Annotated in this window: 26 protein-coding genes; 13 read left to right on the top strand and 13 right to left on the bottom strand. The window is 69.9% G+C overall.

From position 1 onward, the window contains the following. Positions 1 to 269 precede the first annotated feature (269 nt). Together rho and BLU09_RS14925 are read left to right on the top strand one after the other, a co-directional pair. Positions 270 to 1,898: a transcription termination factor Rho gene (gene rho, locus BLU09_RS14930; protein WP_186817784.1), complete on the top strand. Its 1,629-nt coding sequence runs from the start codon at positions 270 to 272 to the stop codon at positions 1,896 to 1,898. 25 nt (positions 1,899 to 1,923) lie between these two features. Beyond that, positions 1,924 to 2,238: a hypothetical protein gene (locus BLU09_RS14925; protein ID WP_090490215.1), complete on the top strand. Its 315-nt coding sequence runs from the start codon at positions 1,924 to 1,926 to the stop codon at positions 2,236 to 2,238. Positions 2,239 to 2,241: 3 nt separating this feature from the next. Here the strand turns inward: BLU09_RS14925 and BLU09_RS14920 are convergent, their stop codons facing one another. The 4 genes from BLU09_RS14920 to BLU09_RS14905 form a co-directional block, all read right to left on the bottom strand. Next, positions 2,242 to 3,468: an AI-2E family transporter gene (locus tag BLU09_RS14920; protein WP_090490214.1), complete on the bottom strand. Its 1,227-nt coding sequence runs from the start codon at positions 3,466 to 3,468 to the stop codon at positions 2,242 to 2,244. Between the two features lie 119 nt (positions 3,469 to 3,587). Beyond that, the gene (locus BLU09_RS14915) at positions 3,588 to 4,046 is read right to left on the bottom strand and encodes a hypothetical protein (protein ID WP_090490213.1); all 459 of its coding nucleotides are present in this window, start codon (positions 4,044 to 4,046) and stop codon (positions 3,588 to 3,590) included. 15 nt (positions 4,047 to 4,061) lie between these two features. Then, positions 4,062 to 4,544 (bottom strand): hypothetical protein, encoded by a 483-nt coding sequence (locus BLU09_RS14910; protein ID WP_090490212.1) that lies wholly within the window; start codon positions 4,542 to 4,544, stop codon positions 4,062 to 4,064. 17 nt (positions 4,545 to 4,561) lie between these two features. Continuing rightward, on the bottom strand, positions 4,562 to 5,317 hold the full coding sequence (locus tag BLU09_RS14905; RefSeq protein ID WP_090490211.1) for a glutamine amidotransferase: 756 nt from the start codon (positions 5,315 to 5,317) through the stop codon (positions 4,562 to 4,564). A 203-nt stretch (positions 5,318 to 5,520) separates the two neighbouring features. On the opposite strand from BLU09_RS14905, the gene BLU09_RS14900 reads away from it, so the two are divergent. Together BLU09_RS14900 and BLU09_RS14895 are read left to right on the top strand one after the other, a co-directional pair. Further along, the gene (locus tag BLU09_RS14900) at positions 5,521 to 6,984 is read left to right on the top strand and encodes a glutamine synthetase family protein (RefSeq protein WP_244171734.1); all 1,464 of its coding nucleotides are present in this window, start codon (positions 5,521 to 5,523) and stop codon (positions 6,982 to 6,984) included. Positions 6,985 to 7,007: 23 nt separating this feature from the next. Beyond that, positions 7,008 to 8,192 (top strand): iron-containing alcohol dehydrogenase, encoded by a 1,185-nt coding sequence (locus BLU09_RS14895; protein ID WP_090490210.1) that lies wholly within the window; start codon positions 7,008 to 7,010, stop codon positions 8,190 to 8,192. 49 nt (positions 8,193 to 8,241) lie between these two features. Here BLU09_RS14895 and BLU09_RS14890 read toward each other — a convergent pair whose 3' ends face one another. From BLU09_RS14890 to BLU09_RS14855, 8 genes are all read right to left on the bottom strand, one after another. Next, a complete protein-coding gene (locus BLU09_RS14890) occupies positions 8,242 to 8,817 on the bottom strand; it encodes a hypothetical protein (protein ID WP_244171733.1) in 576 nt (191 codons plus the stop codon). A gap of 203 nt (positions 8,818 to 9,020) precedes the next feature. After that, a complete protein-coding gene (locus BLU09_RS14885; protein ID WP_090490441.1) occupies positions 9,021 to 9,899 on the bottom strand; it encodes a hypothetical protein in 879 nt (292 codons plus the stop codon). 187 nt (positions 9,900 to 10,086) lie between these two features. After that, on the bottom strand, positions 10,087 to 11,937 hold the full coding sequence (locus BLU09_RS14880; RefSeq protein ID WP_090490208.1) for an ArnT family glycosyltransferase: 1,851 nt from the start codon (positions 11,935 to 11,937) through the stop codon (positions 10,087 to 10,089). Further along, the gene (locus BLU09_RS14875) at positions 11,934 to 12,884 is read right to left on the bottom strand and encodes a hypothetical protein (RefSeq protein ID WP_090490207.1); all 951 of its coding nucleotides are present in this window, start codon (positions 12,882 to 12,884) and stop codon (positions 11,934 to 11,936) included. The genes BLU09_RS14880 and BLU09_RS14875 overlap by 4 nt, the downstream gene beginning before the upstream one ends. Next, positions 12,871 to 13,383, bottom strand: coding sequence for a zinc metalloprotease (locus tag BLU09_RS14870; RefSeq protein ID WP_090490206.1), 513 nt, complete (start codon positions 13,381 to 13,383; stop codon positions 12,871 to 12,873). Before BLU09_RS14870 ends, BLU09_RS14875 begins: the two co-directional genes overlap by 14 nt. Positions 13,384 to 13,441: 58 nt before the next feature. Then, positions 13,442 to 14,392, bottom strand: a complete 951-nt coding sequence (locus tag BLU09_RS14865) for a CarD family transcriptional regulator (RefSeq protein WP_090490205.1) — start codon at positions 14,390 to 14,392, stop codon at positions 13,442 to 13,444. 82 nt (positions 14,393 to 14,474) lie between these two features. Further along, on the bottom strand, positions 14,475 to 14,681 hold the full coding sequence (locus tag BLU09_RS14860) for a hypothetical protein (protein ID WP_011555575.1): 207 nt from the start codon (positions 14,679 to 14,681) through the stop codon (positions 14,475 to 14,477). A gap of 88 nt (positions 14,682 to 14,769) precedes the next feature. Then, positions 14,770 to 17,100, bottom strand: coding sequence for a serine/threonine-protein kinase (locus BLU09_RS14855; protein ID WP_090490204.1), 2,331 nt, complete (start codon positions 17,098 to 17,100; stop codon positions 14,770 to 14,772). A 324-nt stretch (positions 17,101 to 17,424) separates the two neighbouring features. Here BLU09_RS14855 and BLU09_RS14850 point away from each other — a divergent pair, with 324 nt between their 5' ends. The 4 genes from BLU09_RS14850 (at position 17,425) to BLU09_RS14835 (ending at position 21,412) form a co-directional block, all read left to right on the top strand. Then, a complete protein-coding gene (locus BLU09_RS14850) occupies positions 17,425 to 18,249 on the top strand; it encodes a hypothetical protein (protein ID WP_090490440.1) in 825 nt (274 codons plus the stop codon). 110 nt (positions 18,250 to 18,359) lie between these two features. Continuing rightward, on the top strand, positions 18,360 to 19,019 hold the full coding sequence (locus BLU09_RS14845) for an SRPBCC family protein (RefSeq protein WP_090490203.1): 660 nt from the start codon (positions 18,360 to 18,362) through the stop codon (positions 19,017 to 19,019). An 8-nt stretch (positions 19,020 to 19,027) separates the two neighbouring features. Continuing rightward, complete coding sequence (locus BLU09_RS14840; protein ID WP_011555571.1) at positions 19,028 to 19,381, top strand: ArsR/SmtB family transcription factor; 354 nt, start codon at positions 19,028 to 19,030, stop codon at positions 19,379 to 19,381. Positions 19,382 to 19,606: 225 nt separating this feature from the next. Then, complete coding sequence (locus BLU09_RS14835) at positions 19,607 to 21,412, top strand: acyl-CoA dehydrogenase family protein (RefSeq protein ID WP_090490202.1); 1,806 nt, start codon at positions 19,607 to 19,609, stop codon at positions 21,410 to 21,412. Between the two features lie 21 nt (positions 21,413 to 21,433). On the opposite strand, the gene BLU09_RS14830 is transcribed toward BLU09_RS14835, so the two are convergent. Further along, positions 21,434 to 22,144, bottom strand: coding sequence for a PilZ domain-containing protein (locus BLU09_RS14830; protein ID WP_186817785.1), 711 nt, complete (start codon positions 22,142 to 22,144; stop codon positions 21,434 to 21,436). 264 nt (positions 22,145 to 22,408) lie between these two features. Between BLU09_RS14830 and mraZ the strand changes: the two genes are divergently transcribed. Genes mraZ through BLU09_RS14805 form a run of 5 tightly spaced genes read left to right on the top strand, consistent with a single transcriptional unit; the run spans position 22,409 to position 26,646 of the window. After that, entirely contained in the window at positions 22,409 to 22,861 is a 453-nt protein-coding gene (mraZ, locus tag BLU09_RS14825; RefSeq protein WP_090490200.1) for a division/cell wall cluster transcriptional repressor MraZ, read from the top strand. A gap of 46 nt (positions 22,862 to 22,907) precedes the next feature. Further along, positions 22,908 to 23,294, top strand: a complete 387-nt coding sequence (locus BLU09_RS14820; protein WP_090490199.1) for an STAS domain-containing protein — start codon at positions 22,908 to 22,910, stop codon at positions 23,292 to 23,294. 6 nt (positions 23,295 to 23,300) lie between these two features. Then, positions 23,301 to 24,215: a 16S rRNA (cytosine(1402)-N(4))-methyltransferase RsmH gene (gene rsmH / locus BLU09_RS14815; protein WP_090490198.1), complete on the top strand. Its 915-nt coding sequence runs from the start codon at positions 23,301 to 23,303 to the stop codon at positions 24,213 to 24,215. Next, a complete protein-coding gene (locus tag BLU09_RS14810; protein WP_090490197.1) occupies positions 24,212 to 24,631 on the top strand; it encodes a cell division protein FtsL in 420 nt (139 codons plus the stop codon). Before rsmH ends, BLU09_RS14810 begins: the two co-directional genes overlap by 4 nt. Further along, positions 24,628 to 26,646 carry a penicillin-binding protein gene (locus BLU09_RS14805; RefSeq protein ID WP_090490196.1) on the top strand — a complete coding sequence of 673 codons (2,019 nt, stop codon included), beginning with the start codon at positions 24,628 to 24,630 and terminating at the stop codon, positions 26,644 to 26,646. The genes BLU09_RS14810 and BLU09_RS14805 overlap by 4 nt, the downstream gene beginning before the upstream one ends. Positions 26,647 to 26,684: the final 38 nt, after the last annotated feature.

Here is a 26,684-nt window from a genome sequence, read left to right as displayed (position 1 = left end):
CATCTGGAAGCGACGCAACCGTGGCCCTCAAGATGCCTTGACAGGCCAGGAGGGGGTCAATAACGTCCCTTGCGGTTCATGGCGCAGGTGTATTCCGACGGCGCCGACGCTTCTCCCAACCACAAGGCTCACGCCCGCGCAGTCCCTTCCTGGGATTCCGGCGGGGCCGTCCTCCTGGAAGGTGCTTCCGAGGGCCGCGCGGACGTTTCCCCCCGCCATTCCACCCGTCCGAGTCCTCGGGCGCTTCATTCCTCCCAAGCGTTACAGACATGCGTAAAGCCCGTACTTCGAGAGAGAAGGCTGCCGACACCGATGTCGCCGTCGAGGCCGACACGGAGAAGCCACGCCGCAAGCGCGCCGCGAAGACGGTGGAGCGGGACGAGGCCGAGAAGCCCGCCCCGCGCGCCCGCCGCAGCGCCGCCCGCCGCGACGAAGAGCCCGGCGCCGAGGTCGAGGAGGCCCCCGCCGAGCCCCCCCGTCCGGTGCTCACCCCCATCTCCCGCCCGGTGCGGGACGACGACCTCCAGGAAGCTCGTATCTCCGGCGAGTCCGAAGAGCCGGCCGCCTCCCTGCCGCCTCCTCCGGAGTCCCCTGAGACTCCCGCCATCACGGAAGTCACCCGGGATGGCGAGCCCATGCAGGTCATCAAGCTCAATGACCTGAAGCGGATGAAGATCACCGACCTCTCGAAGATGGCCCACGACGTGGGCATCGAGGGGTACCAGGGCCTGAAGAAGCAGGACCTCATCTTCGCGCTGCTGGGCGGCATCGCCGACAAGCGCTTCGAGGTCCACGCGGAGGGCGTGCTGGAGCTGCTCAGCGACGGCTTCGGCTTCCTGCGCAGCGCGGACAGCGACTACCAGCCCAGCCCGGACGACATCTACGTGTCCCCGTCGCAGGTGCGCCGCTTCAACCTGCGCCCCGGCGACACGGTGACGGGCCCCATCCGCCAGCCCCGCGAGGGCGAGCGCTTCTTCGCGCTCCAGAAGGTGGACAAGGTCAACTTCGCGGACCCGATGTCGGACGCGGCGCGCGAGCGCATCCTGTTCGACAACCTCACGCCGCTCTATCCGACGCGCAAGCTCAAGCTGGAGCATGAGTCGTCGGAGATGACCACGCGCATCATCGACATGTTCTGCCCCATCGGCCTGGGCCAGCGCTGCCTCATCGTGGCGCCGCCGAAGGCCGGCAAGACGGTGCTGCTGCAGAACATCGCGCACGCCATCAGCCGCAACCACCCGGACGTGTACCTCATCGTGCTGCTCGTGGATGAGCGCCCGGAAGAGGTGACGGACATGGAGCGCAGCGTGCGCGGCGAGGTGGTGTCCTCCACCTTCGACGAGCCCGCCACGCGCCACGTGCAGGTGGCGGAGATGGTCATCGACAAGGCCAAGCGCCTGGTCGAGCAGAAGTACGACGTCTGCATCCTGCTGGACTCCATCACCCGTCTGGCGCGCGCCTACAACACGGTGGTGCCCGCGTCCGGCAAGATTCTGTCCGGCGGCGTGGACGCCAACGCGCTCCACAAGCCCAAGCGCTTCTTCGGCGCCGCGCGCAACATCGAAGAGGGTGGCTCGCTGACCATCATCGGCACCGCGCTCATCGACACCGGCAGCCGCATGGACGAAGTCATCTTCGAGGAGTTCAAGGGCACGGGTAACTCCGAAATCGTCCTGGACCGGAAGCTGATGGAGAAGCGCATCTTCCCGACGCTGGACATCAACAAGTCCGGTACGCGCAAGGAGGAGCTGCTGCTCGGCCCGGGCGACCTGGTGCGCATCACCGCCCTGCGGCAGGTGCTCCACCCGTTCACCCCCATCGACGCGATGGAGTTCGTGCTCAAACACATGCGGCCCACCGCGTCGAATGCGGACTTCCTCGGGTCGATGAACCGGTAGAGATTGTCTGAGCAAGGGGTGTCCATTGCTCAGACACGGACGTTTCCGCCTGCTCACCCTCGTGCTGGGGGTGACGCTGGGCGGTGGTGGAGTGGGGTGTGACGGTTTGGGAGACCTGCCGCTGGGGGACGTACCCCCGGTGCTGTCCGACCAGACCTGTTACACGGACGACGACTGCGTGGCCGACGCGTGCTGTGGGCTGGGAACCGCCGTCACGCACGCGGACGAAGGCCCGACGTGTAGCGGCCCCTGTACCAGTGGCTGCCCGGAGGGCTCCATCGACTGCGGGCGTTGCATCCCGACCTGCCGTGAAGCGCGCTGCGCCGCCGCCTGCCAGTAGGGCTCAGGCGGCGGGCGGCTGACGTTCAGCGGGCAGCACTCCGGGCGAGGCCAGGGCCACCGCGGGCGCGGGCTGGGCCTTGAGCCGTGCGTAGTCGAAGCACGCCACCAGGACGGACGCCACGGGCACCGCGAAGAGGGCGCCCACCAGTCCGAAGAGCCGCTCTCCGGCGATGAGGGAGAAGGCGACGATGACGGGGTGCAGGTGCGCCGCCTGCCCCATGATTTTGGGGTTGAGGAAGTACGCCTCGACCGCGTGGATGCCGATGATCCACGCGAGAATCGCCAGCCCCTTCTGGAAGCCGTCCGCCAGCGCGATGAGGACGATGGGCACCGAGCTGAGGATGGTGCCGAAAATCGGGATGAGGCTGAAGAAGGTGGCGATGGTCGCCAGCAGGAAGGCGAACTTCACGCCGAACAGCAGCAGCCCCATGAACGTCAGGATGCCGTTGACGATGCAGATGGTGACCTGCCCGCGCACCACGCCGGACAACGAGCGGTCGATGCGCTCCAGCAGTTGCCGCGCGTCGGTGGCGTACTCCGGCGGAATCAGCGTGCCGAAGTAGTGGCGGATGGCCTGCGCGTCGATGGAGAAGAACGCGGCCACCATCAGCACGAAGAAGAGCATGAACACGCCCGCGGCCACGCTGGTGACGATGCTGCGGGACACGTTGACGATGTCGCCCAGGTTCTCCTGCACCAGGATGGACACGCGCTTCACCGCGTCCCCCAGGAACTGCTCCAAATCCAGCGCGAAGCCGAAGGTGCCGTTGCTGCTCCCCGCGTCCGCGCCCTCCAGCGCGCGGTTGGAGAGCGCCACCGGAATGCCTCGTGTGCTGAGCCACGTCTCCGCGCGCTGCGCGAGCTCCTGGACGTGCTCCGGGGTGAGCGTGTTGGCGAACGTCACCGCCTCACGGCTGACGCGGGACAGCTCGCGGTAGAGCTGCGGCACCAGCGCGACGATGAAGAGGTACACGCCCACGAAGAAGCCGGCGTAGATGAGCAGCAGCGCCGTCCAGCGCGGCACCGGCCGGCCGGCCACCTTCACCCGGGAGATGCGCCCCACCAGCGGCTGCACCAGGTAGGCGATGAGCGCGGCGCCCGCGAAGGGCATGACCACCGAGCGGAAGGCCAACAGGACCAGCGCCAGGCTCAGCCACAACACTCCCAAGAGGAGCAGGCGCTTGCGTCGGTTGGCGGAGGCGGTGGTGTCCGAAGGCTGCTGCGACATGCCGTCTGGCTTACGGCAGTGCCTTCCCGGTGACAAGGGCCGCCACGTGAGCCGCCCGCCCGCGTCCTGGGAGGGGGATGGTGCCTGTTCAACATTTCACCGGGCCACCCGGCGGCGGCTCAGGCGCCAGGCACCGGGAAGGCGCCGAGCTTTGACTGGAGCCGCTCCAGGCAGTCGCGCATGTGCTTGCGCTTGACGCGTCCCTCGGTGGCCTCACCCAGGCCCAGCATCTGCTCGGTGAGCCAGCGGCTGAGGAGCAGCAGGGGCAGCCGGTCGCCTGGCACCAGGCCGCGTTCCAGGTAGCGCTTGTTGCGCATGTAGTCGTCGTAGGCGTCCGTTTCTCGAGCCAGCTCCCACTGCGCCAGCCGGAACGCCTCCGTGTAGACGGCCCGGGACGGACGGGGCCGGGGCTCCGTGAAGAGCGGCGCGAAGTGGCCACCGGTGTCCAGGTCCAGCTCCTCGACGGGCGGCGGCCACTGCAGCAGGTCCTTGTGCAGCAGCTTCGCCACCTCCTCCAGGAGGTGCTCCAGCAGGGAAGTCGGTTTGAGGTCGAAGAGGTGGTCCCAGCGAGACGCCATGGCTTGTTCTCTACCTCAAATGCCGGCGTCGGCCGTGCCCGCGTCGGGGACGCCCCCGTCACCCGTGCCCGCGTCGGTGCCGCCGTCGTCCGCGCCCAGGCCCTGGCAGCAGGTGGGCACCTGCGCGAAGTAGAGCGCCGACTGGGAGCAGGACACGCGGATGTCGCGGCGGTAGGCGCTGCAGCCGGTGACGAAGCGGTCGCTCCCGCAGGTGGGCGGGGCCGCGGTCGCCGGGTCGCAGGCCTCCAGGGTGACGGCGCACACGGCGCGAGAGCGGTAGAAGCGTGCGTCGTTGCGGTCTCCGGGGACGACGGTGCACGTCGTGCGCTCGGTGCACGCCTGGAGGATGGGGCCGCTGGAGCACGGGCCCACGGTGCACTCCGGCTCGCAGTTGAGCGCTTCCGAGTCATCACAGCGAGGCGCCTGGGTGCACAGGTCTTCCGAGCACGCGGTGGTGAGCAGGGCGAGGAGCAGGGTCGGCAGGGCAAGACGGGACACGGAGGGCCTCTGTCAGGTCAGGTGAAGCGCTCGAGGAAGTTCAGCAGGATTCTGCGGCCTGCGGGAGAGGGCGTGAGGCCCGCCAGGAGCTGACGGACGTATTCGCCGGGCGCGGCGCCTCGCGCCACGGAGTCCCGCTCCAGGCCCTCCCAGCGGGCCTCGATGACGGCGCGAAGGGTGTCCACGCCGGCCTCTGGATGGAACTGCACGCCGCGCACGGTGGGGCGGAAGGCCAGCGCCTGCGCGGCGGTGTTCGCGTTGCCCGCAAGCACCTGCGCGCCGTCGGGGAGGTGCGAGACGATGTCCTCGTGCGTCGCCTGCGCGATGAAGCGCTCCGGCACGCCGTCGAAGAGTGGGTCCTGCTTGCCGGCCTCGGTGAGCGTCACCTCGACGCTGCCCGTCTCCCGCCCCTGGGGATTGCGCGAGACGCGGCCGCCATACGCATGCGCCAGGAGTTGCTGGCCGAAGCACACGCCCAGCACGGGCGTGCCCCGCTCACCGGCCTCCACCATGAAGTCCGCGGCGCGCTTCATCCACGGCTCGAGCGCCGTCACCGACAGCGGCGAGCCCGTCATCATCACCGCGTCGTAGCCATCCGCGCGCGTGGGCAAGGGGGCGCCCCGGTGCGCCAGCACGATGTCGAAGCGGTAGCCGGACAGTCCGATGGCTTGCAGAAACCACCGGTCGTAATCGCCGACGGAGACGCGCACGGCCTCGGCCGCGTCACCGGCTTTCAGCAAGAGGACGTTCTTCACCGCCGTAGGTTGCCGCATTGCATCCCCATTCCTACCGTGTCGTGCCCCGCGTGTCCGTTCCTGGCCAGTCGCAGTGGAACGTGCCCGTGTGTTTCGAGGGACCCACATGACCAGCGCCTGTTGGCTCACCTCCTCATTCCTCGACCCCAGTCTGCGCATGGGCGGGCGGCGGGTGGAGCCCCAGGTGCCGGGCGTTTCCAGCAAGAGAGGGGATTGAATCGATGCCGACCCGACCCAAGGCGAAGGTCCTGACCCACCCTGCCATGGCTCGCCGGGTTCGCGGCAAGGCCTCGCGTGCTCCGGCGCGAGGCCCGGCGCTGCGGGACGCGGCGAGCGTGGACACGCTGCGCCGCTGGCTGGATGAGAAGGGCATCCAGAAGGTGAAGGTGGGCGCGGTGGACGTCGATGGCGTCTGGCGCGGCAAGTACATCTCCCTGGAGAAGTTCCTCAGCGCCGCCAAGGGCGGCCTGGGCTTCTGTGATGTCGTCTTCGGCTGGGACTTGAGCGACGACCTGCTCGACAACACCCAGGTGACGGGCTGGCACACCGGTTACCCGGATGCCCACGCGAAGGTGGACCTGACCACCGGCCGCGTCATTCCCTGGGAGCCGGATACCGCGGCGTTCCTGCTCGACTTCGAAAACCCCGACGGCACGCCTTTCGAGGCGAGCCCCCGGCAGTTGCTCCAGAAGGTGGCCGCCCGCGCGCGCTCGCTGGGGTACCTGCCGCGCTTCGGCGCGGAGTACGAGTTCTTCATCTTCAAGGAGCAGCCGCAGAGCCTGCGCGACAAGGACTTCCAGGGGCTGACGCCGCTGACGCCGGGCATGTTCGGCTATTCGTGGCTGCGCGCCTCGCTCAATGCGCCGCTGGTGCATGCGCTCATCGACGGATGCAACGCGTTCGGCCTGGGCATCGAGGGCTTCCATACGGAGACGGGGCCGGGCGTCTTCGAGGCGGCCATCTGCTACGACGACATCGAGAAGTCGGCGGACAAGGCCGCGCTCTTCAAGACGGTGGTGAAGGAGATTTGCGCCCGCCACGGCGTCACCGCGTGCTTCATGGCGAAGGTGGACGCGAAGCTGCCGGGGTGCTCGGGGCACGTCCACCAGTCGCTGTGGGACTTGGACGGGGAGCAGAACCTCTTCCACGACGCGAAGGCGCCCCACGGCATGAGCAAGCTGCTGCGCCACTACATCGGCGGGCAGGTGGCGCTGATGCCGGAGCTCACCGCGCTCTACTGGCCCACCATCAACAGCTACAAGCGCAGCGTGGAGAACACCTGGGCGCCCACCACCGTGACGTGGGGCCTGGAGAACCGCACCACCGCCATCCGCGTCATCGGTGAGAGCGCCAAGGCGATGCGCCTGGAGTACCGGCAGCTGGGCGCGGACATGAACGCGTACATCGGCATGGCGGTCAGCCTGGCCGCGGGCCTGTGGGGCATCGAAAACGAGGTGGAGCCGCCCGCTCCCTGTGAGGCCAACGCCTACGCGAAGCGCGACGCGCCGCCCTTGCCCCGCAACCTCAAGGACGCGGTGGCGCTGCTGAAGGGCAGCGAGCGCGCGCGGGAGTTGCTGGGCGACGGCTTCGTGGACCACTTCGTCCGCACGCGCGAGTGGGAGGTGCGTCAGTACGAGCGCGCCGTCACCAACTGGGAGTTGGAGCGTTACCTGGAGCTCATCTGATGAGCGCAAATGAGGCAGCCGCCATGAAGCCGTTCGACATTCCCTCCGAGCCGCGCGTCACCGAGATGGCGTGGCCCACGCGCATCGTCTTCGGCGCCGGCGCGCTGCTGCGCCTTCCCGCGCAGGCCCAGCGTCTGGGCATCCGGCGCCCGCTGCTGGTGACGGACGCGGGCGTGGTGAAGGCGGGGCTGGCCGCGCGCGTGGCGGACGTGCTCAAGACGGCGGGACTGGCCTGTGAAGTCTTCGACCGCGTGGAGCCCAACCCCACCGAGCGCGACGTCTTCGCGGGCCTGGAGGCGTACCGGAGCCACTCCTGCGACGGCATCGTCGCGCTGGGGGGCGGCAGCGCCCTGGACGCGGGCAAGCTGATTCAGCTCCTCACCACGCACGAGCCGCCGCTCAGCCGCTACGACGACGCGAAGGGCGGCGACCAGTACGTGCGCGATGACCTGCCGCCGCTCATTGCGATTCCCACCACCGCGGGCACCGGCTCCGAGGTGGGGCGCTCGGGCGTGGTGACGCTGGAGGACACGGGCCGCAAGACGGTCATCTTCAGTCCGCACCTGCTGCCGCGCGCCGCCATCTGCGACCCGGAGCTGACGCTGGGGCTGCCGCCGGGAATCACCGCGGCCACGGGCATGGACGCCTTCACGCATTGCCTGGAGGCCTACCTGGCCCATGGCTTCCACCCGCTGGCGGACGCGGTGGCCATTGACGGCATCTACCGCGTGGGCCGCTCGCTGGAGACGGCGGTGCGCGACGGCAAGGACCTGGCCGCACGCACGGACATGATGGTGGCGGCGATGGAGGGCGCCATGGCCTTCCAGAAGGGCCTGGGGGCCTGCCACGCGCTGGCCCACGCGCTCACGCCGGTGTCCAACGTGCACCACGGCCTGGCGAATGCCATCGTCCTGCCCGTGGTGATGGAGTTCAACCGCGCGGTCTGCACGGCGCGGCTGGCCCGGGTCGCGGTGGCGCTGGGGGACACGACGCAGGCGCGCGAAGAGGTGCTCGCGGGCAACGCCATCGACCGGGTGCGCAAGCTCAACGCGGCGGTGGGCATTCCCTCGAGGCTGCGCGACGCGGGCGTCCAGGAGAAGGACCTGGAGCGGATTGCCGAGAAGGCCTTCCAGGATGCCTCGCACCTGAGCAACCCGCGGAAGGTGTCGCAGGCGGACCTGCTCGCCCTGGCGCGCGAGGCTTACTGAGCCGCCGCCCGCCGGGGGAGGGGATTCCCCCGGCGCGCCGCTTCATGGCTCAGGGCGCTTCGTCCATGGCGCCCATGCCGCCGCCCTCGGTGCCACCATCCGACAGCACCGGGGCACCCGTGCCTTCCGGTTCGGTGTCGCCTCCCGCGCCCACCACGGTGCCCGTCACGGGCGTGCCGCCTTCCTCGGGGGTGAACTCCAACGTCTCCACGAACACGCGGCCGGGCAGGCGCAGGTCCATGGCGTTGATGCGCTCCTGGCTCCGAAGCTCGTAGAGCTGCTGCGCCACCGGGCCCGCGGGGATGCGGTCGTCGGAGAAGAAGATGTACATGCGGACCTTCCCCTCCTGCACGGGGATGCGGAAGCTCGTGTGCGCCACGGGCTTGTTCGCATCACAGCGGATGGAGCGGTTCTCCCGCGTCAGCGTGAGCTGCCGGATGACGCCCTTCTCGGACACCGTGTACAGCATGCAGTAGGGAAGCTGGCCGTCGGAGGGGATGACCTCCACCGTGGCCCCGCCCGTCTTCCGCAGCTCGGCCCGCGTGGGCCTGTCCGTCGACTTCTTCCCATCACAAGCCGCGCCACACAGCGCGGCCACCGCCAACAACCCAGTCCAGCGCCTCATGTGTCCCTCCCGGGGTGTGGAAGAGCCTTCACCTGCCTCCCTCCAGCCTACTTCGACGCTTCGTCCTGAGGGGAGGTCAGGGGTTGTCCTGTGACAGGTCGCGCCAGCTGCAACGACCGCCAGTGCACACCGCGACCGGGCGGGCGCGCGCATGCACGGCGTCATGTCCCCCGCGCGCGACGTGGGCGCGCTCCTGACGGGGCTCAGGGACAGCCGGAGCTGACCTGGAGGGCGTCATAGGCCATCCACCCGTTGCGCTTCGTTCCCGTGGCGGCGATGACGTAACCGTAGAGGAATTTCATGGTGCCGGACTGCTGACGGTAGCGTCCCGCGCTGTCCTGGACCCACAGGGGAATGTCGATGGACGGCACGCCGTGCTCGGTGGGGACGTCCAGGCGCTGGAACTTCGTCCCCGCAGGGAAGTGGTCCACCGCGGGCCCGCCCAGCGCGAAGCCCGGCACGTTGAAGACCAGGTTCGCCGAGCGCAGGCCGTTGGCGCGCACCAACGGCAGGTAGTCCCCGGCCCGCTCGTGCGTCGCCGTGCTGTCGTAGACGACCTTCTTGAATTCGAGCGTGGTGTCGTGCCAGTCGCGCACCGCGTAGCAACCCAGGTTGCCCAGGCCCGCGCCCAGCGCGGAGACGTGGCCGACCTTCTGCTCGAAGGAAGTGCTCCCCAGGATGCTGGAGATGGGCAACCACCCGGCGCTGGAGTTGGACGTCGACACCGCGAAGGCGTGCTTCTCACCCGCGAAGGTGCGGGTCTGGCCATAGTTGAAGGCCGCGCTCGTCCGCGTGTTGGTGCCTACCACCGTGCCGTGGCCGTCCCGGATGGGAACGCCTGTCACCAGGCCCCAATTGTCGTCCTCGGGCGCGTTGGTGGGGACGCGGTTTCCACCGGACGCTTGCAGCTTGCAGTTGTAGGGGCTGACCAGACAGTAGGTGCCATTCACACCGGAGAACGCCGCCTGCTCCCGTGAAGCGAGGGCTTCGTCCGGACTGGAATCGGCTGGGGACGGTGCCTCGCCTCCACAAGCCGAGGCCACGAGCGTTGCTGCGATGAAGGCATGGAGTGGGATTCGCATCTTGGGATGGGAATGCGACAGGATTTGAGAAAGCAAGCGAGCGGTGGTGCGGGCCTCCCGGAGGGGCGGGGAAATGGTCAATGACAGACACATTCCTCTCGCCGCCGCCCGCTGCCCAGCCTTTCTGGGGGACGGGCTCACGGCGCCAGGGATTGGGATTCAATTGAGCAGCGGCGGCCTCGAGGGGCTACCGCGTCTCCGGCCGGACGTAGACGACCACCTGGGGCGTCTCATCCAGGTAGAGGCCCGTCACCGGCGTGCGCGTGCCGAAGGCCTGCCACGTGAGGAACTCGTGCTCGCGGAACTCCTGGTGGTACTGGTACGCGACGATGTCCGCGTCCGCCGGGCTGCCCACCGCGCGCAGGTCCTTCCGCAGCATGCCGTTGCGCTGGTAGTCGCGGAACGAGCCGCCGTGCACCTCGTGCAGGAACAGGCGTGCGCCCTGCTTCGCGTTCGCGTTGATCCACGGCAGCACGCCGGTGACGTGGCTGGACCAGAACTGGCGCTGCATGCCCAGCGTGGCCGCGCCCGGCAGCCCTCCCGCCAGCTCCGAGTACGCCGCCGTCCCGTAGGGGAACACGCGCACCGAGTACACCAGCGCGGGGGCCAGCAGCACCGCGAACACCGGCACGGACACCACGGCCTGTGGCAACGAGGGCCACTTCATCTTCAGCCGCTCCCACAGCGCCGTGCAGCCCCGGGCCACCGCGGCGCCCGCGAGGATGCCCAGGAACACCATGGACGGGAACCAGTGCTTCACCCCGCCGAAGTGCGGCACCTGCGGGTGGCTGATGATGAGGATGGACGCCACCGCGTTCACGCACACCAGCGCCTCCGTCATCGTCACCGGGCGCTCCACCCACGCGCGCGTCCGCGTGAAGGCCCCCAGCACCATGCGCGCCACCAGCGCCGCCAGGCCCGTCACCATGGGGACGAAGAGGCTGGTGGGCACCGTCAGCGCCGTCTTCACGACGACGTAGGCGAGCGGGAAGGGCGGCTCGCGCAGCAACTGGTTCAGATAGAACCAGGCGTAGTGGTTGTGCTTGGCGTGGAAGGCCAGGTACCACGCGGTGCGGTCCACCGGCTGGTGCCACAGGTAGGGCCAGTGCAGGTAGAAGATGACGGGCCCCAGCACCGCCATGGCGGCGATGGGCACCAGCGCGCGCGTCACCTGCGCGTTCACCTTGTCCACGCCCTTGAGCACCCAGGCGCCGCCCACCGCGAGCCCGGCGAACAGCAGCGTGTGCGGACTGAGCAGCAGGAACTTCCGCTGGAAGCCCTCACCGCCGCCCAGCGACAGCACCAGCAGGCCGTAGAACACGGCCACCGCCGTGAACACGCCCACGAAGCGGCCCAGCCAGGCGCGAGCCTCCGGCTGACCCTCGCTGGCGCTGTAGGCGCGCCACAGCGCGAAGGGCGTGAGCACGAAGGGGAGGAACAGCGCGTTGTGCTTGGTGGCCAGCGTCAGGCCGAAGGCCACGCCGCACCACAGGCCCCAGCGCACGTCCTCCATGGCGCGCCAGAAGCAGTACACGACGAGCAGCCACATGGCGGCCACGGGGACGTCGAAGCACGCCATCTCCGCATTGAAGTACTGCCGCGGCACCAGCATGAAGGCGAAGGCGGCGAACAGCCCCGCGAGGCGGCCGTACATGGCGCTGCCCAGCAGGAAGGACAGCGCGGGAATCAGCGCCGCCATGGCGAAGGCGGGGATGCGGAACGCCGTCGCCGAGCGCACCCATCCCAGCTCCGTGTGGAAGAGCAGGTGGCTCAGGCCGAACAGCGTCTTCATCAGCACCGGGTGCTCGTGGTTGTAGTCCCACGCGCGCACGATGGCCGCGTCCGTCAGCGCCCGGGCCGGTGACTGGAAGAGCTGCCGGAACCAGCTCGAGTAGCCCTCCGCCGCGATGAAGTAGACGCTTTCGTCGCGCGTGTAGCCCACCGCGGACTCCGTCAGCCACAGCGCCGCGAAGGCCAGCACCCAGAGGGCCCAGGCCAGGGACTTCTCGTCGCGCGTGGGGGCGCGTCCTTGCATCATCCCCGCACTCCCACTTCGGGCTCCACGGCCAGCACGTCCAGGCACACCTGCCGCCGGTCCGCGTTGTCCGCCTGCACCCAGACCTTCACCGTGTGTGGCGCGCCCTCGGGGAGCCGGACCTCGGCCTTCTGCACGCCCTCCAGGCCCGGCGGTATCGCCAGCGACAGCAGCCGCGCGCCGTTCGCCGCGTCATCCACGCCCAGGTGCGTGGTGGAGAAGCGCGAGTCCTTGGGGAAGGCGTGCTCGAAGATGATGCCGCCCTCCAGGCGCAGGCCCAGGCCACCGGGCACTCCGTCCAGCTCCGCCACCAGTCGCTGCTTGCCGCCCGGCGCGTGCATCCACAGGCAGCGGCGCGGCTCGTAGAGGATTTCGTGCCACTCCGGCGCCACGTACAGGTGCGCGGGCCCGGGGCAGCGGTGCACCTTGCCGTCGAAGGGACAGTCGCGGCGCGTGCCATCCGGCTGCTCCAGGTATACGCGGGCGCGCGCATAGGCCTCCGTGGCGGTGAAGCGCCGGGGCCGGTGCCGGCCGTTCTCATAGAGCGCCAGCGTCAGCGTGCCATGCCTCGACGTGGCGCCCACCGCGCGGCGGCCACGCAGGAAGGTTTCGAGGAAGCCCGCCTCGTCCGAGCGGGGCAGCTCCGGCTGGCCCAGCACCCAGACCCGTGGGTGCGCGGACAAGTCATCCTGGTCCGAGCCCAGGTAGCCGTACACCGGCAGGGTGGAGGGGACGAAGATGCGAGCGCGCTCCGTCCACCACGGGAAGAGCAGCACCGCGTCACCGGGCTGGGCTTCCGCCTGGAGGCGCTCCGCCACCGCGCGGTAGTCCGCCTCCGATGGGAGGCGGCCCGGCAGGCGCAGGTGGAAGAGCAGGCACAGGAACGCGACCAGGAGCAGCCCCCCCAACTCCACGAGGGGCAGCGCGCGCGTGATGCTAGGACTTCGCAAGGCGAATCTTCTGCTCGCTCTTTTCGCGGCAGAAGGTGCAGAAGATGGCTTCACCCTGGGCGAAGGACGGCGTCCAGGGCGGGTACATCGAGCAGCGCGGGTCCAGGCAGTGGTGCAGCTCCCAGAGGTGCCCCAGCTGGTGGAGCGCGTGGCGGGAGACGGCCTTGAAGGCGCTCTCCAAATCCTTGTGCGGCGCGATGGTGAGGATGGCGCGGTCCTTCCCCTGGCGCGCGAAGCCCGCCGTGGGCGCCACGCCGCTGGGAAGCTCGCGGTCCTTCAGCTTGCGCGTGGTGAGGAGCAGCACCTTGTCGTCCTTGTAGGAACGGATGCCCTTCACCTCATCAACCAGCTTCTCCGCATCCAGCGGCTCGGACATGCCCGCGGGCACCTCCACGCTGCCGGAGTGCTCACTGCCCACGCCGAACGCCGTGTAGAGCGTGCGGTTGAACTTCGCGAGCTGCTTGTCGTCGAAGGGGTCCAGCGTCACGACGCGAATCACGGGGCGTCACCTCGGCGGAAGGGCCCCATGTGCAGGGGCCCGTCGGTCCATGGGGCTGTCAGCTCTCACCCTCGGGCGGCTTGACCTTGGGCGGACGGCCGCGCTTCTTCGGCGCGGCGGGCGCGGCGCCTTCCGCCTCGGGCGGCTTGGGCTTGGGCGGACGGCCGCGCTTCTTCGGAGCAGGGGGCTCGGCGCCCTCTGCCGTGGCTTCCGGCTTGGGCTTGGGCGGACGGCCGCGCTTCTTCGGCGCGGCGGGCTCGGCGCCCTCGGGCGCCTCCGCCTTGGCCTTGGGCGGACGGCCGCGCTTCTTGGGGGCGCTCTCCTCGGAGGTCGCGGCCTCCTCGGACTCGCCTTCCTCGCTGGACTCCTCCTCGGACGGCTCGGAGGGCTCCTCGTCGGACGGCAGGTCCAGGTCGCTGTCCAGGCCCAGCAGGTCGCTGTCCAGGTCCAGGTCGCCTTCCTCGCGCTGGAACTCGGCGGCGGTGCGCTTGGGGCGCTCGCGGCCGGGCGGGAAGAGGACGATGTCGATGGCGTCCTCGGCGTTGACCTCGGCGGTGCCCAGCGCGGCGGCGACCTCCGTCACCAGCAGGTGCCGGGCATTGTCGTAGAGCTCGCGCTCCTTGGTCGGCAACGGGCGCAGCTCACTGAGAACCTGGAGCCCCTTCACCACCTCGGCCAGACCCATGATGCCGCCTTGGGTCATCCGGTCCAGGTTGGTGCGGGCTCGCTGCTTCCAGTCGAGGTCGGCCTTGTCGCTGTCCGAGCGGAGGAAGGTGAAGATGGCCTCCACGTCCTCGGCGGATGCGACCTTGCGCACGCCGATGGCGAGCACCTTGCCCTCGGGGACCATCACGACGGCGCCATCCTCTTCACGGCGCATCGTGACGAAGGTGAGCTTCTGTCCCGCCACTTCCTTCATATCGATGGCGGAGACGCGGCAGACCCCCTGGTTCGGATAGACGACCCGGTCGCCAACCGCGAGCTGGAGTGACGCGGACCCTTCAGGCATGTCCCCCTCACGGGTGTGGTTGATGGGCTGAACGTCGGAACAGGCCCGGGCTTAGCACCGAGCCACGTCGGACGCCACGAGTTTACCGGTGGATTGCCGCCGTGCGTGCGTCCGTTTGCTGAACCCTGAGGAGGTTGCCCAGCACCAGCTTCTGCCGCGCGTCCAGCGCCGCCTCGACCTGTGCATCCGTTGGCTCCATCCCGTCCACTCCCGGCCGGGCGTCCACGCGCGCGGCCATCCCCAGGGTTCCCATCAGGCCGAACACGGCCACCGCCACCAGCTTCTTCATGGTGAGTCCTCCGTGGCGCCCAGGGTAGGGGGCAGCCTCCGGTGATCAACTTTTCGGCAACAGGTCGCTGCACCGCTGTAGCGGCCCGTTACCGGGTGGGGGCGGGAGGTCCTGGTGGGGGAGCGGGCGAGGTGCCGGGCGCCGCGACGGGCGATACCTCCAGCACCAGGCTGCCGGTGTTGTCGGCCAGGTGGTCGTCGGGGAACGCGAGCTGCAACCAGGTGGCGCCCCGCAGGCGCAGGGGGCGGCCCACCTCCAGCAGCGTCAGCAGGCCAGAAGCGGTCTCCGGGCCCTCGCCAGCGCCGTACAGGCCCAGCACGCGGCCCACCGGCCCCCCGTCGAAGCCCCGCGTGCGCGCGGACTCAGCGGTGTCCCGCAGCACGACGTCATAGTGCGTGTCCGGCTCCAGCCCGCGCAGCAGGAAGCGGTCGACGCGCGACAGCTTCACCGCGTGCGTCCGGGCGTCCACCCGCAGGGTGGTGACGGCGCCGTCATTGTCCCATTCGCGCACGCGGACCATCAGCGTGCCGTGGTTGTCCGTGCGGTTCGCGTCCAGCAGGAAGACGTGGAGGCGCGAGGCGTGGCGCACCAGCCGCTCTTCGCCGTCCAGCACGCCGAAGGACTCGCGTGCCGCCAGACGCGCGTCTCCCTCCAGGAAGTACCCGGCGTGCTCCACCATGCTGGCATGTCCCAGCGAGGCCCAACCCTCCACCCGGACGCTGTAGGTGCGCGACGGGTCCAGCCGCATCTGCGCGGTGGAGAGGTAGGGCACGCGGAAGGCGTGCACCACGCTGGACAGGGCCATCTGCCCGGCGGGCATTCGCACCTCATGAGGAGGCGGGGCGCGGTGTGGCTGCTGGGCGGGGCCTTGAATCCGCTTGGGGAGCAGGCGGGCATGGACGGCCAGGGTGGTGCCTCGCTCGGCGCGCACCGTCTGACTCCACGCCACCATGCCCGGGACCTGGACCTCCAGCAGATGCTCCGCGTCCGCGGGGAGCTGCGTGAGCAGGGCGGGGGTGCGCGCGGTCTGTTGCTGGCCGTTCACCCGGATGGCGGCGCCTGGAGGGGAGGAACTCAGCTCCACGGAGAAGGTGCCCGTGCTGTTCGACACCAGCAGGGCCAGCGTGGCTGTCAGCGCCACGATGATGGGCGCGCCCAGGGTGACGGCCCGGGGCATGCCCATCGTCCGCGATGCCGCCGCGTCCAGGGGCGGGACACCGGGCTCGGGCGGCGCTCCGGGGCCGGGCAGCGCGGGGAGCGGCAGCGTGGTGCGCTCCATCCGCCCTTCGACGGGCTCGGAGGCCTGGGAGGGGGGCAGCTCGACCTCGGCGATGGGGGTCCGCTCCTCCTCCTCACCAGGCGGCTCGCGGACGGGCGGCGCCATCTCCCGGAGGGCGCGGCGCTCCAAGGGGGACTGGGTCCACCGGGCCATCTGCGCCAGGAACTCACGGGGCAGCAGCACGGGGCGGCCTTCGCCCACCAGCTCCGCCTCGAAGAGGTAGCCCATGAAGTGGGCGCGCGCGCTGGAGGACACGTCGGGCGCGGCCGTGTGGAGGTGGCGTGTGAGGGCCTCGGCGAAGGCCTCCGCGGTGGCGTAGCGCTGCTCGCGCTCCACGGCCAGCGCGGTGAGCAGGATGCGCTCCAGCGCGGTGGGGATGCCTGGGTTGAGGTCGCGGGGGCGCGGGAAGTCGCCCAGGGCGAGCTTGCGCAGCACGTCCGGCATCTTCCCTTCGAAGGGGAGGCGGCCGCACAGCATCTCGTAGATGACGATGCCCGCGGCGAAGATGTCCGAGCGCGCGTCGGGCTCGCGCCCGCGGACCTGCTCCGGCGCGAAGTAGGTGTACTTGCCCTTGAGGTCGTGCTCCACCGGCTCGGCGCTGCCGGCCAGCCGCGCCCGCGCGATGCCGAAGTCGACCAGCTTCACCTGGCCTTCGTAGCTGAGCAGCACGTTCTGCGGGCTGACGTCGCGGTGGACGATGTGGAGCGGTCGGCCGCGTTCATCCAGCCGCGTGTGCGCGTAGCCCAGCCCTTCCAGCATCTCCACGGCGATGAGCAGCGCCAGCGGCTGGGGCAGGGTGTACATGCCCTTCTCCCGCGCGCGCCGCATGACGCTCGACAGGGTGCGGCCGTCCACCCACTCCATGGCGATGAAGTACTCGCCGTCCACCTCGCCGAAGTCGAAGACCTGGGCGATGTTGCCGTGGCTCAGCCCCGCGGCGATGCGGGCCTCGTTGACGAACATCGACAGGAAGGCGCTGTTGCCCGCATAGCCCGGGAGGATTTTCTTGATGACCACGGGCTTGGTGACACCCGCCGCCGCTGTCATCCGAGCGCGGTAGATCTCCGCCATCCCGCCCGTCGCGATGCGCTCGAGCAGCTTGTATTTACCGAAATGAAGCCCTTCGGAAAGCTGCTGCACGTTCGTTCCGGCTCCTTCGGGTGCAGGTGGCCGCTGCGCCAAGGGGGCCCGTGCTGTCTTGGCAGGGCCACCTGAATGTATCATGGGGTAGGTAAAACGCCATGACGGGAAAAATCCGTTGACTGTGATTGGGTGGTGGGTGTGCCTCTTCCTACGTCTCGTGACATCCACCGCCATGGCGGTGCCCGAGGTGCTGTGGGGGCCGGGGAGCAGGGCCGGGCGCCGAAGGATGCCTGCTCGGCGCGCCACGTATCGATGCGTCATCGCCAGCGACGTTGGATGGCGGCCACTTCGGTGGAGCGCCACGTGAGGACGGTGCGGGGCATGGATGTGGCCACCCAGGCGCTCGCCCTGGTGCTGCTCGTCGTGGTGGGCGCCGGCTGTCGGGAGGAGACGCAGGCCGAGCCGCTCAAGTCATTGAAGCCCGAGCCCTTGCCCTCGCTCGCCGTGCCGGGCGAAGCGGCTCCGGACGCACCGCGACCCGCGTCGCCATCCGAAGGGGAGGTGGCGGGCCCCATCCAGGGTGAGCCGCTTCCTGCGTCCGCGCTCCGGGTGGCGCTGGCGGGGGAGCGCGTGCGCGTGGGGGAGGAGACCTTCGAGCCGGCGCGCCCGGATGACGCCGCGCGGCTGGCGCAGCGCGTGAAAGGGCACACGGTGTTGGTGGTTCCGGACGCGGACACGTTCCTGGTGCAGACGTCGGAGCTGTTCACCGTGCTGCGGGACTCGGCGGAGTCCGTGTGGCTGGCGCACCCGGATGGGCCCGTGGCCTATCCCGTGGTGCTGCGGGACGAAGCGGGCTTCCGCGCGTGGCTGGAGGAGGTCGCGCCGGGCAAGCTGCGCATCATCATGCGCGCGGATGGCTTCGAGCTGACCACCAGCGTGGGCAAGTTGCCGGGGCCGGATCCAAATGGTCCCTCGGTGCCGGTGCGGGCGGGGCGGCAGGACATCGTCACGCTCCGCCGGGGCCTGGGCTTGCTCAAGGGGCGCTTCAAGACGTCCGAGGACATCTGCCTCGTGCCCTCGTTTGGCACGGAGGTGGCGCAGGCGGCGCGGGCGCTCGGCGGGAATTTCACCGCGCCGGGTGAGCCGCTGTTCGACATCCTGTGCTTCGTCTACCCCACGCCGCACAAGGCCCCGGACGGAGGGTGAACCCGCGGTGCGGAATCCTCCGTGGCCGCGCGCTCGGGTCATCGCCTCGAGCATTGACATCTTCGATAAGTCGCCGTTTATATAAGTCCACGCTTATCAATGGAGGCGACATGATGGATGTGAAGCGGTACCTGGGGGCCGTCGTGCGGGAGGTGGAGAGCCGTGAGCATGAGGGCAAGCCCGCACGGGTCGTCGTCGCCACGCGCGATTACGACACGACGGTGGAGGACCTCTGGGACGCGCTGACCAACCCCGAGCGCATTCCCCGCTGGTTCCTTCCGGTGTCCGGCGATCTGAAGCTGGGTGGGCGTTACGAGCTCAAGGGCAATGCCAGCGGCACGGTCACCCGTTGCGATGCCCCGCGGCACCTGGGGTTGACGTGGGAGTTCGGAGGGACGGTGAGCTGGTTGGAGGTCATCCTGGCCAACGCGCCTGGTGGTGGCACCCGGCTGCGGCTGGAGCACATGGCCCATGTGAGCCCCTTCTGGGACGACTACGGCCCTGGCGCGACCGGCGTCGGCTGGGAGCTGGGGCTGATGGGCCTGGGCATGCATCTGGAGTCCGGCGGCGCCGCTGTCGACAGCGCGGCGGTGGAATCCTGGACGGCCTCGGATGAAGGCAAGGCGTTCATCACGGCCAGCAGCGAGGGCTGGGGCCAGGCGGATGTGACACGGGGAGAGGACGCCGCGGCGGCGAAGGCCCGCGCGGCGCGGACGACGGCCTTCTATACTGGAGCGCCGCCGCCCGACGTGCGGCATCCGGGGACCTGATAGCCACGATGCATGCCTTCGACGTCCTGGGTGAGCCGGTGCGCAGACGGATCCTCGAGCTCCTGGCCGAAGGGGAACGCCCCTCTGGCGAGGTGACCGAGTCCATCCAGGCGGAGTTCGGCATCAGTCAGCCGGCGGTCAGCCAACACCTGAAGGTGCTGCGCGACAGCGGCTTCGCGGAGGTTCGCGCCGAAGGGACCCGCCGCCTCTATCGCGTCGACCCGGCGCCGTTGCAGCAGGTCGACGCGTGGCTGGAGCAGTTCCGCGTGTTCTGGACACCGCGCCTGGAGGCGCTCGCCACCGAGGTGGCGCGGGGCAAGCGGGCTCGGGCCAAGGCCGACAACGAAGGCGGCGGTCCGTAGCCAGGCGCGCGCGGTGTCCAGGACCGCCTGCTTCGGCTGGCTTGAAGGGCACCGCTCGCCCCTTCGCTTGCGGGAAGACGCTGCCTGCCGGACAGCGGGCCTCATCTGAAGCGCAGCAGGGCAGTGGACTGGCGAGGACTCGCCGGGTCTTCACGGGCGACTTCCGGCCGGAGGATTAGATTCAGGCCCCAGGGCGGGGTGCGCTCGCCCGCTGGAGGGAGACTCATGGATGCCGCATCCAAGCCCACTTCGCAGCAGGTGCTTGCTCCCGGGGGCGCGTTCCTCTTCGAGGAGGTGGGCTCGGCCCGCATCCTCACCCCGGAGACCTTCACGGAGGAGCAGCGCCTCTTCTTCAAGACGGCGCTCCAGTTCTCCCGCGAGCAGGTCCTCCCCCTGTCCGAGCGAATCGAGGCCAAGGACAACGCGCTCCTGCGCCAGTTGCTGCGACAGGCCGGCGAGCTGGGCCTGCTGAGCGTGGACATCCCCGAGGCCTACGGCGGCACTGGCCTGGACAAGACGACGTCGCTGCTGCTGGCGGAGGCCATGAGCCTCAACGGCTCCTGGTCGGTGACGTTCGGCGCGCACACCGGCATCGGGACGTTGCCCATCGTCTGGTTCGGCAACGCCGAGCAGAAGGCGAAGTACCTGCCGAAGCTGGCCACGGGGGAGTGGGTGGCGGCCTACGCGCTCACGGAGCAGGGCAGCGGCAGTGACGCGCTGGGCGCGAAGACGAAGGCGGTCCGGTCCCCCGACGGCAAGCACTGGATTCTCAACGGCTCCAAGCTCTACATCACCAACGCGGCCTTCGCGGACGTGTTCGTCGTCTTCGCGAAGGTGGACGGGGACAAGTTCACCGGCTTCATCGTGGAGAAGGACACGCCCGGCCTCACCGTGGGGCCGGAGGAGCACAAGATGGGCATCCGCGGCTCTTCCACGTGCCCGCTCTACTTCGAGGACGCGCGCGTCCCGGTGGAGAACCAGCTGGGCGAGGTGGGCAAGGGCCACAAGATTGCCTTCAACATCCTCAACTACGGCCGCCTCAAGCTGGGCGCGGGTGTGCTGGGGGGCATGAAGCTCCAGCTCCAGAACGCGCTGCGCTTCACGCAGGAGCGCAAGCAGTTCAACGCGCCCATCGTCCAGTTCCCGCTGTCACGCGAGAAGCTGGCCCGCATGGCCGCGCTCGTCTACGCGGTGGAGAGCATGACGTACCGCACCGCCGGGCTCGTGGACGCGCGCCTGGGGCAGGGGGACAAGGACGCCCCGGGCTACGAGGCGCGCCTCCTGGAGGCGGTGGAGGAGTACGCCATCGAGTCCTCCATCATGAAGGTGCACGGCTCGGAGTCCTTCGGCCACCTCGTGGACGACGCCGTCCAGCTCCACGGTGGCGCGGGCTACATCGAGGAGTACCCGGTGGAGCGCTCGTACCGCGACGCGCGCATCAACCGCATCTTCGAGGGCACCAACGAAATCAACCGCATGCTCATCACCGGCATGCTCCTCAAGCGCGCGGTGAAGGGAGACCTGCCGCTGTTCGCCATGGCCGGCAACGTGGCGGAGGCGCTGTCCCGGGGCGAGCGGCCCCGCGCGCGCGTGCAGGACGCCCTGGCCCCGCAGGAGGTCGCCGCCGAGGCCGCCAAGCACCTGGCGCTCCACGGCCTGCGCGTGGCGGCGGAGACGTTCGGTCCGGAGCTGGAGCAGCACCAGGAGGTGCTCGCGGCCCTGTCGGACGTGGTGATGGACGCCTTCGCCCTGGACTCCATGGTGACGCGCACGCGCCAGGCCGCCACGTCCGGCGCGTTGGACCCGGTGCGGGTGGCGATGACGCAGCTCTACGCGCTGGACGCCATCCCCCGCGCCTACGACAGGACGCGGCGCGCGCTGTGCGCCACGTTGAAGGGGGACGCGCTCGACCAGGAGCTCGAGCGCCTGGGCACGCTGGACGTCTTCACGCCGTATGACCCGGCGGCGCTGCGGGAGACGGTGGTGGCGGCCCTGGAGTCCGCGGGCGGCTACCCCCTGGGCGCGGTGTAGCCCGCGGGGGCCTCCGGGCCGTCACGGCATCCGCGCGACGGCCTCCATGCCGAAGCTCACCCGGGCCTTCCAGGGGACGGGCGGCAGTGTGGCCAGGGACAACAGCCCCTCCAGCCGCTGCTGCATGTCCGGCCGGAGCCGGCCGAAGGTGGCGCCGAAGCCCGGCGCCACCGTCCCCGAGTTCTTCCGGGGCACCGAGGAGGTCCACACCACCTCGCCGTGCAGCATCATGGGCCCCTCCCGGAAGTCCATCTCCAGCAGGAAGGGCGTGCCCACCTTCACCTGGCGCGGCAGGGCAGGGGCCTGCACCTCCAGGCCCACGCCGCCCCGGGAGATGTCCCGGACGACGAAGCCCGGGGACAGGGGGGCCGCCTCGACGGCGCGCAGGTACAGGGGCAGCCGTGGGAAGCGGCGCAGGCCGGAGCGTTCATCGGCGGAGTAGATGCGCTGGAGGATGGCGTCCAACGCGCTGCGGTCTTCTCCGACCCCATAGCGGACGGTGAGGAGGAAGCGCTGGGACTCCTCGTGTGGGACGACCTGGACCACTTCCCCCAGCACTTCCACGGGTCGAGGCACACCGCCCGCATGGAGTTCAAAGGTGAAGCGGGTCCCCAGCGGCAGGCTGCGGCGCGTCTCCAGGGTGACGCCCCCCAGGCCGACACTGCGCGTGTACTCCCCCACCAGGGACTGCGGCGTCTTGTAGGCCACCTTCAGCCGAACGTTCGTGTTCACGCGACTGACACTTTGCGCCTGGGTCAGGGGGGAACTCAAGTTTACCCCAGCGCAATAGGTAGGGCGTCGTACGGCGCCAACCACTGGACCTTCCAGGTGTGACGGCCTTTCCGGACGTCCGGCGCGGACAAACCGCTGTTTCAACCTGTTGCGGTTTCTTGACCCCCCCAGGTGGGGCGCGTATGTATGCCGCCCGGAAGTGGCAAGCAGTGGGAAGGAGTGGAGGTTCATCCCTCAGCGGGCTGAAAAGGTGGATCGTCCCGAGTGTTCCGAGGCGTCTATGAGCACCAGATCGACGCGAAGGGGCGGACGAGCCTCCCGGCGAAGCTCCGGGACACGCTGGTGGGCGCCTACGACGAGAGGCTCATCCTCACGACGGCGCTCGACCGATGCCTCCACGCCTACCCGGTGCGGGAGTGGGAAGCGCTGGAGCTGTCGTTGGCCAAGCGCAACCCGATGGAGCCTGGGGTGAAGACGCTGATGCGCTTGTACGTGGCCAGCGCGCAGGAGTGCCCGCTGGACAAGCTGGGGCGCCTGCTCATCCCTCCGACGCTCCGCTCCTATGCGGGGCTGGAGAAGGACGTGGTGTGGGCGGGGATGGTGAAGGTCATCGAGCTGTGGAGCCGGGAGGGGTGGGCGAAGGCGCAGGAAGAAGCGCGCCAGGAAGCGACCTCCGCGGACGTGATGAAGGTGCTCGCCGAGCTGCGGCAAGCGTGACGGGAAAGTCGACAGGACCCCGAAGTACCGGGAGGGTGGCAAGCGTATGAACCAGGTTCTGGAGGTTCGGCCAGGGTTGGCGGGCGCGGCGATGGCCGCCGGCCGTGTCGAGACGCTCATGCTGGAGGGCGAGCTGAGCGAGCAGGACCTGCTCGAGCTGTGCGACGACCTGGGCCGCAAGCTGCAGCGCGGCACGCGTCAGGTGGTGCTGGACTTCGGGGACGTGGGGCACCTGAACTACCGCGGCGTCAAGCCGCTGATGGCGCGCACGGATGCCTTCCGCCGCGCCGGTGGGGACGTGAAGCTGTCCGGACTGTCGCCGTACCTGGCCGCCATCTTCCGCGCGGCCGGCGCGCACGACTGTTTCGAAATCTACCCGCACATGAACGATGCCCGAGCCGCCTTCGCGCTGGCGCGGGCACCCTTCGTCTGACGGCCCGTGACGGCTTCGGACTTCCAGCACCAGACCGTCCTCCTGCGGGAAGCAGTGGCGCTGCTCCAGCCGGCGGATGGGCGGGTCATCATTGACGGGACGCTGGGTGGCGGTGGCCACTCGGAGGCGCTGCTGGCCTCGGGCGCCACGGTGGTCGGCGTGGACCGGGATCCGGTGGCGCTCGCCGCGGCCACCGCGCGCCTGGGCGCGAACCCGCGCTTCCAGGGCCGCGCCGGCAATTTCGCCGAGCTGCCCCGCGTCGCCGCGGACCTGCTGCCCGTGGATGGCGTGCTGGTGGACCTGGGCGTGTCGTCGCCGCAGCTGGACGTGGCCGAGCGCGGCTTCTCCTTCTCCAAGGACGGCCCGCTGGACATGCGCATGGGGCCGGACGGCCCGACGGCGGCGGAGCTGATCGCCACCACGGATGAGCGCGAGCTGGTCCGCATCCTCAAGGACTACGGTGAAGAGCCCTTCGCGCGGCCCATTGCCCGCGAGCTGAAGAAGGCCCTGCCCACGCGCACGCTGGAGGCCGCGGAGGTCGTGAAGCGGGCGGTGCCGCGCAAGGCGTGGCCCAACCGCATCCACGTGGCCACCCGGACCTTCCAGGCGCTGCGCATGGCCGTCAACGGCGAGCTGGAGGCGCTGGACGCGCTGCTGGCCGCCATCCCCGGGCTCCTCAAGGTGGGGGGCCGCGCCGCCGTCATCGCCTTCCACTCCCTGGAGGACCGGAAGGTGAAGGAGGCGTTCCGCGCGCTCGCGGGGCGCTGCACCTGTCCGCCGGGCCTGCCCGTGTGCGTCTGCAGCGGGGTGGGTGATTTCGCCCTGGTGACGAAGAAGGCCGTGGCCGCCTCCGAGGCGGAGGTCGAAGCCAATCCCCGTTCACGCAGCGCGCATCTGCGCGTGGTGGAGAAACTCCGATGAGCAAGGTGCACTCCCGGGTGTCGGCGTTGCGTTCTTCCGTGACGGTGGGCGGCGTGCTGCTGCACCTGCTGCCGGCCGTGTGCCTCTTCGCCCTCTTCGCGGCGGTGGGCATCCTGCACGTCACCAGCCGGGTGCTGGTGGTGGACATGGGCTACCGCCTGTCGCGCGAGGAGGCGGAGAGCCGCATCCTCACGCGCGAGAATGACCGGCTGAAGCTGGAGCTGGCCACGCTCAAGGCGCCGGGCCGGCTGGAGCGCGTGGCGCGTGAGCAGCTGAACATGGCCATGCCGCGCGGCGGCGCCGTGGTGTCGCTGTCGGCGGAGAAGCCGGCGCGTGGCAGCGGGGCGCGCGCGGAGTCCTCGGACGCCACGCAGCCCACCGCCCGCGTGGCGGGCCGCGCCGGAGCCGGTCGGTGAGGGATTTCAAGGCGGCGCGGGCTCCCGAGCCCAACGCGAAGTGGCTGAAGCTGCGGGTACGGCTGCTGTTCGGGCTGTTCCTGATGCTGCTCGGCGTCGCCTTGGGTCGTGCGGTGCAGCTCCAGGTCTTCGAGCAGGAGAAGCTGCGCGGCATGGCGCAGGACCAGTACGTCCGGCACATCGAGATTCCGGCCCGCCGCGGCGACATCTTCGACCGGCGCGGCACGCCGCTGGCCCAGAGCGTGGAGGTGGACTCCATCTGGGTGGACCCCTCCATGCTGCCCGACGTGAAGGCCGCGTCCCGGGCGCTGGCCAAGGCGCTGAAGCTGGACCCCGACGAGCTGGGCGCGCGCCTGGCCCGGGCCAAGCGCTTCGCCTGGGTGAAGCGCCAGGCCAAGCCCGCCGAGGTCGCCGCGGTGAAGGCGCTGGCGCTGCCGGGCATGGGCTTCTCCAAGGAGCCCAAGCGCTTCTATCCCCAGCGCGAGCTGGGCGCCCACGTGGTGGGCACGGTGGGCATGGACGGCCGCGGCCTGGAGGGCCTGGAGCTGGCCTTCCAGGACGAGCTGTCCGGGCAGAACTCCTCCACCTCCGGCTTCCGTGACGCCAAGGGCCGCAAGCTGCTGGTGCAGGGCGCGTTGGATCCGCTCCAGCGCCAGGGCGCCGCCGTCACCCTCACGTTGGACCGCCACCTCCAGTACGTCGCGGAGAAGGCGCTCAGCCGCGCGGTGGAGGATGCCAAGGCCGTGGCCGGCATGGCGGTGGTGTTGGATCCCCGCACGGGCGAGCTGCTCGCCGTGGCCAACCACCCGCGCTTCAACCCCAACACGCCGGAGTCCAGCTCGCGCTCGGGCATGCGCAACCGCGCCGCCCTGGACACCTTCGAGCCGGGCTCCACGCTGAAGGCCTTCGTGGTGGCCGCGGCGATGGAAGAGAAGGCCATCACCGCCGACAGCCTCTTCTTCTGTGAGAACGGCGCCTGGCGGGTGGGCCGCCACACCATCAACGACACCCATCCCTACGGCTGGCTCACCCCGCAGGGCATCCTCCAGAAGTCCTCCAACATCTGCATGGCGAAGATTGCCCAGGCCATGGGACGTGAGAAGTTCGTGAAGGGCTACCAGACCTTCGGCTTCACCGAGCGCACCGGCCTGTCCCTGCCGGGCGAGGGGCGCGGCGTCCTGCCGTTCCCGAAGGCGGAGATCTCCCTGGCCAACCAGTCCTTCGGACAGGGGATGACGGCCACGGCGGTGCAGATTGCGGCCGCCTATGGTGCGCTGGCCAACGATGGGGTGCTGATGCGGCCCTATCTGGTGTCGAAGGTGGTGGACCCGGACGGTGTCGTTCTGCTGGAAAACCGTCCCACGGAGCTGCGCAGGGCGGTCTCCGCGAAGGTCGCCCGGCAGGTCGTGGGCATGCTCGAAAGCGTGGTGGTCAAGGGAGGGACGGCCACCAAGGCCGCCATGGAGGACTACCGGGTGGCCGGAAAGACGGGCACCGCGCAGAAGGCAGACCCGGTGGCGCGGGGGTATTCGGACAAGCGGATCGCCTCCTTTGTTGGGGTGGTACCGGCCGAGTCTCCGCGAGCAGTGATTCTTGTCGTAGTGGACGAACCCAAGACGGACGTATACGGGGGGACCGTGGCTGCCCCTGCTTTCAAGGAGATTGCGACCGCCGCCATGGCTCACCTGGCCGTGCCCCCGTCCCGGACGGTGGCACCCGAGGTGGCCGTGGCCGCCGAGTCCCCCGCGCCTGCCGCGGCGAAGTCGGGGGCGAAGGCCTCCGGCGCCGCCCGGACGGCGCTGGTGGACGCGGTGACGGAGACCCCTGAACCCGGCACGGTGCGTGTGCCGGACCTTCAGGGAGAAGTAGGACGTGAGGCCGTGGTGAAGCTGCTCGCCGCGGCGCTGGAGCCACAGGTATTGGGCAGTGGACGCGTGGTATCTCAAACCCCCGCCGCCGGTTCACTGGTGGAGAAGGGGGCCCGGGTGACGCTGGAGCTCGCCGCGCGGCAATAAGGCCGCGTCCGCTCCAGGCCCCGCTCTTGCAATGCGTG

The organism is Myxococcus virescens, assembly GCF_900101905.1.
GTDB lineage: Bacteria > Myxococcota > Myxococcia > Myxococcales > Myxococcaceae > Myxococcus > Myxococcus virescens.
This window is presented reverse-complemented; position numbering and strand designations above follow the sequence as displayed.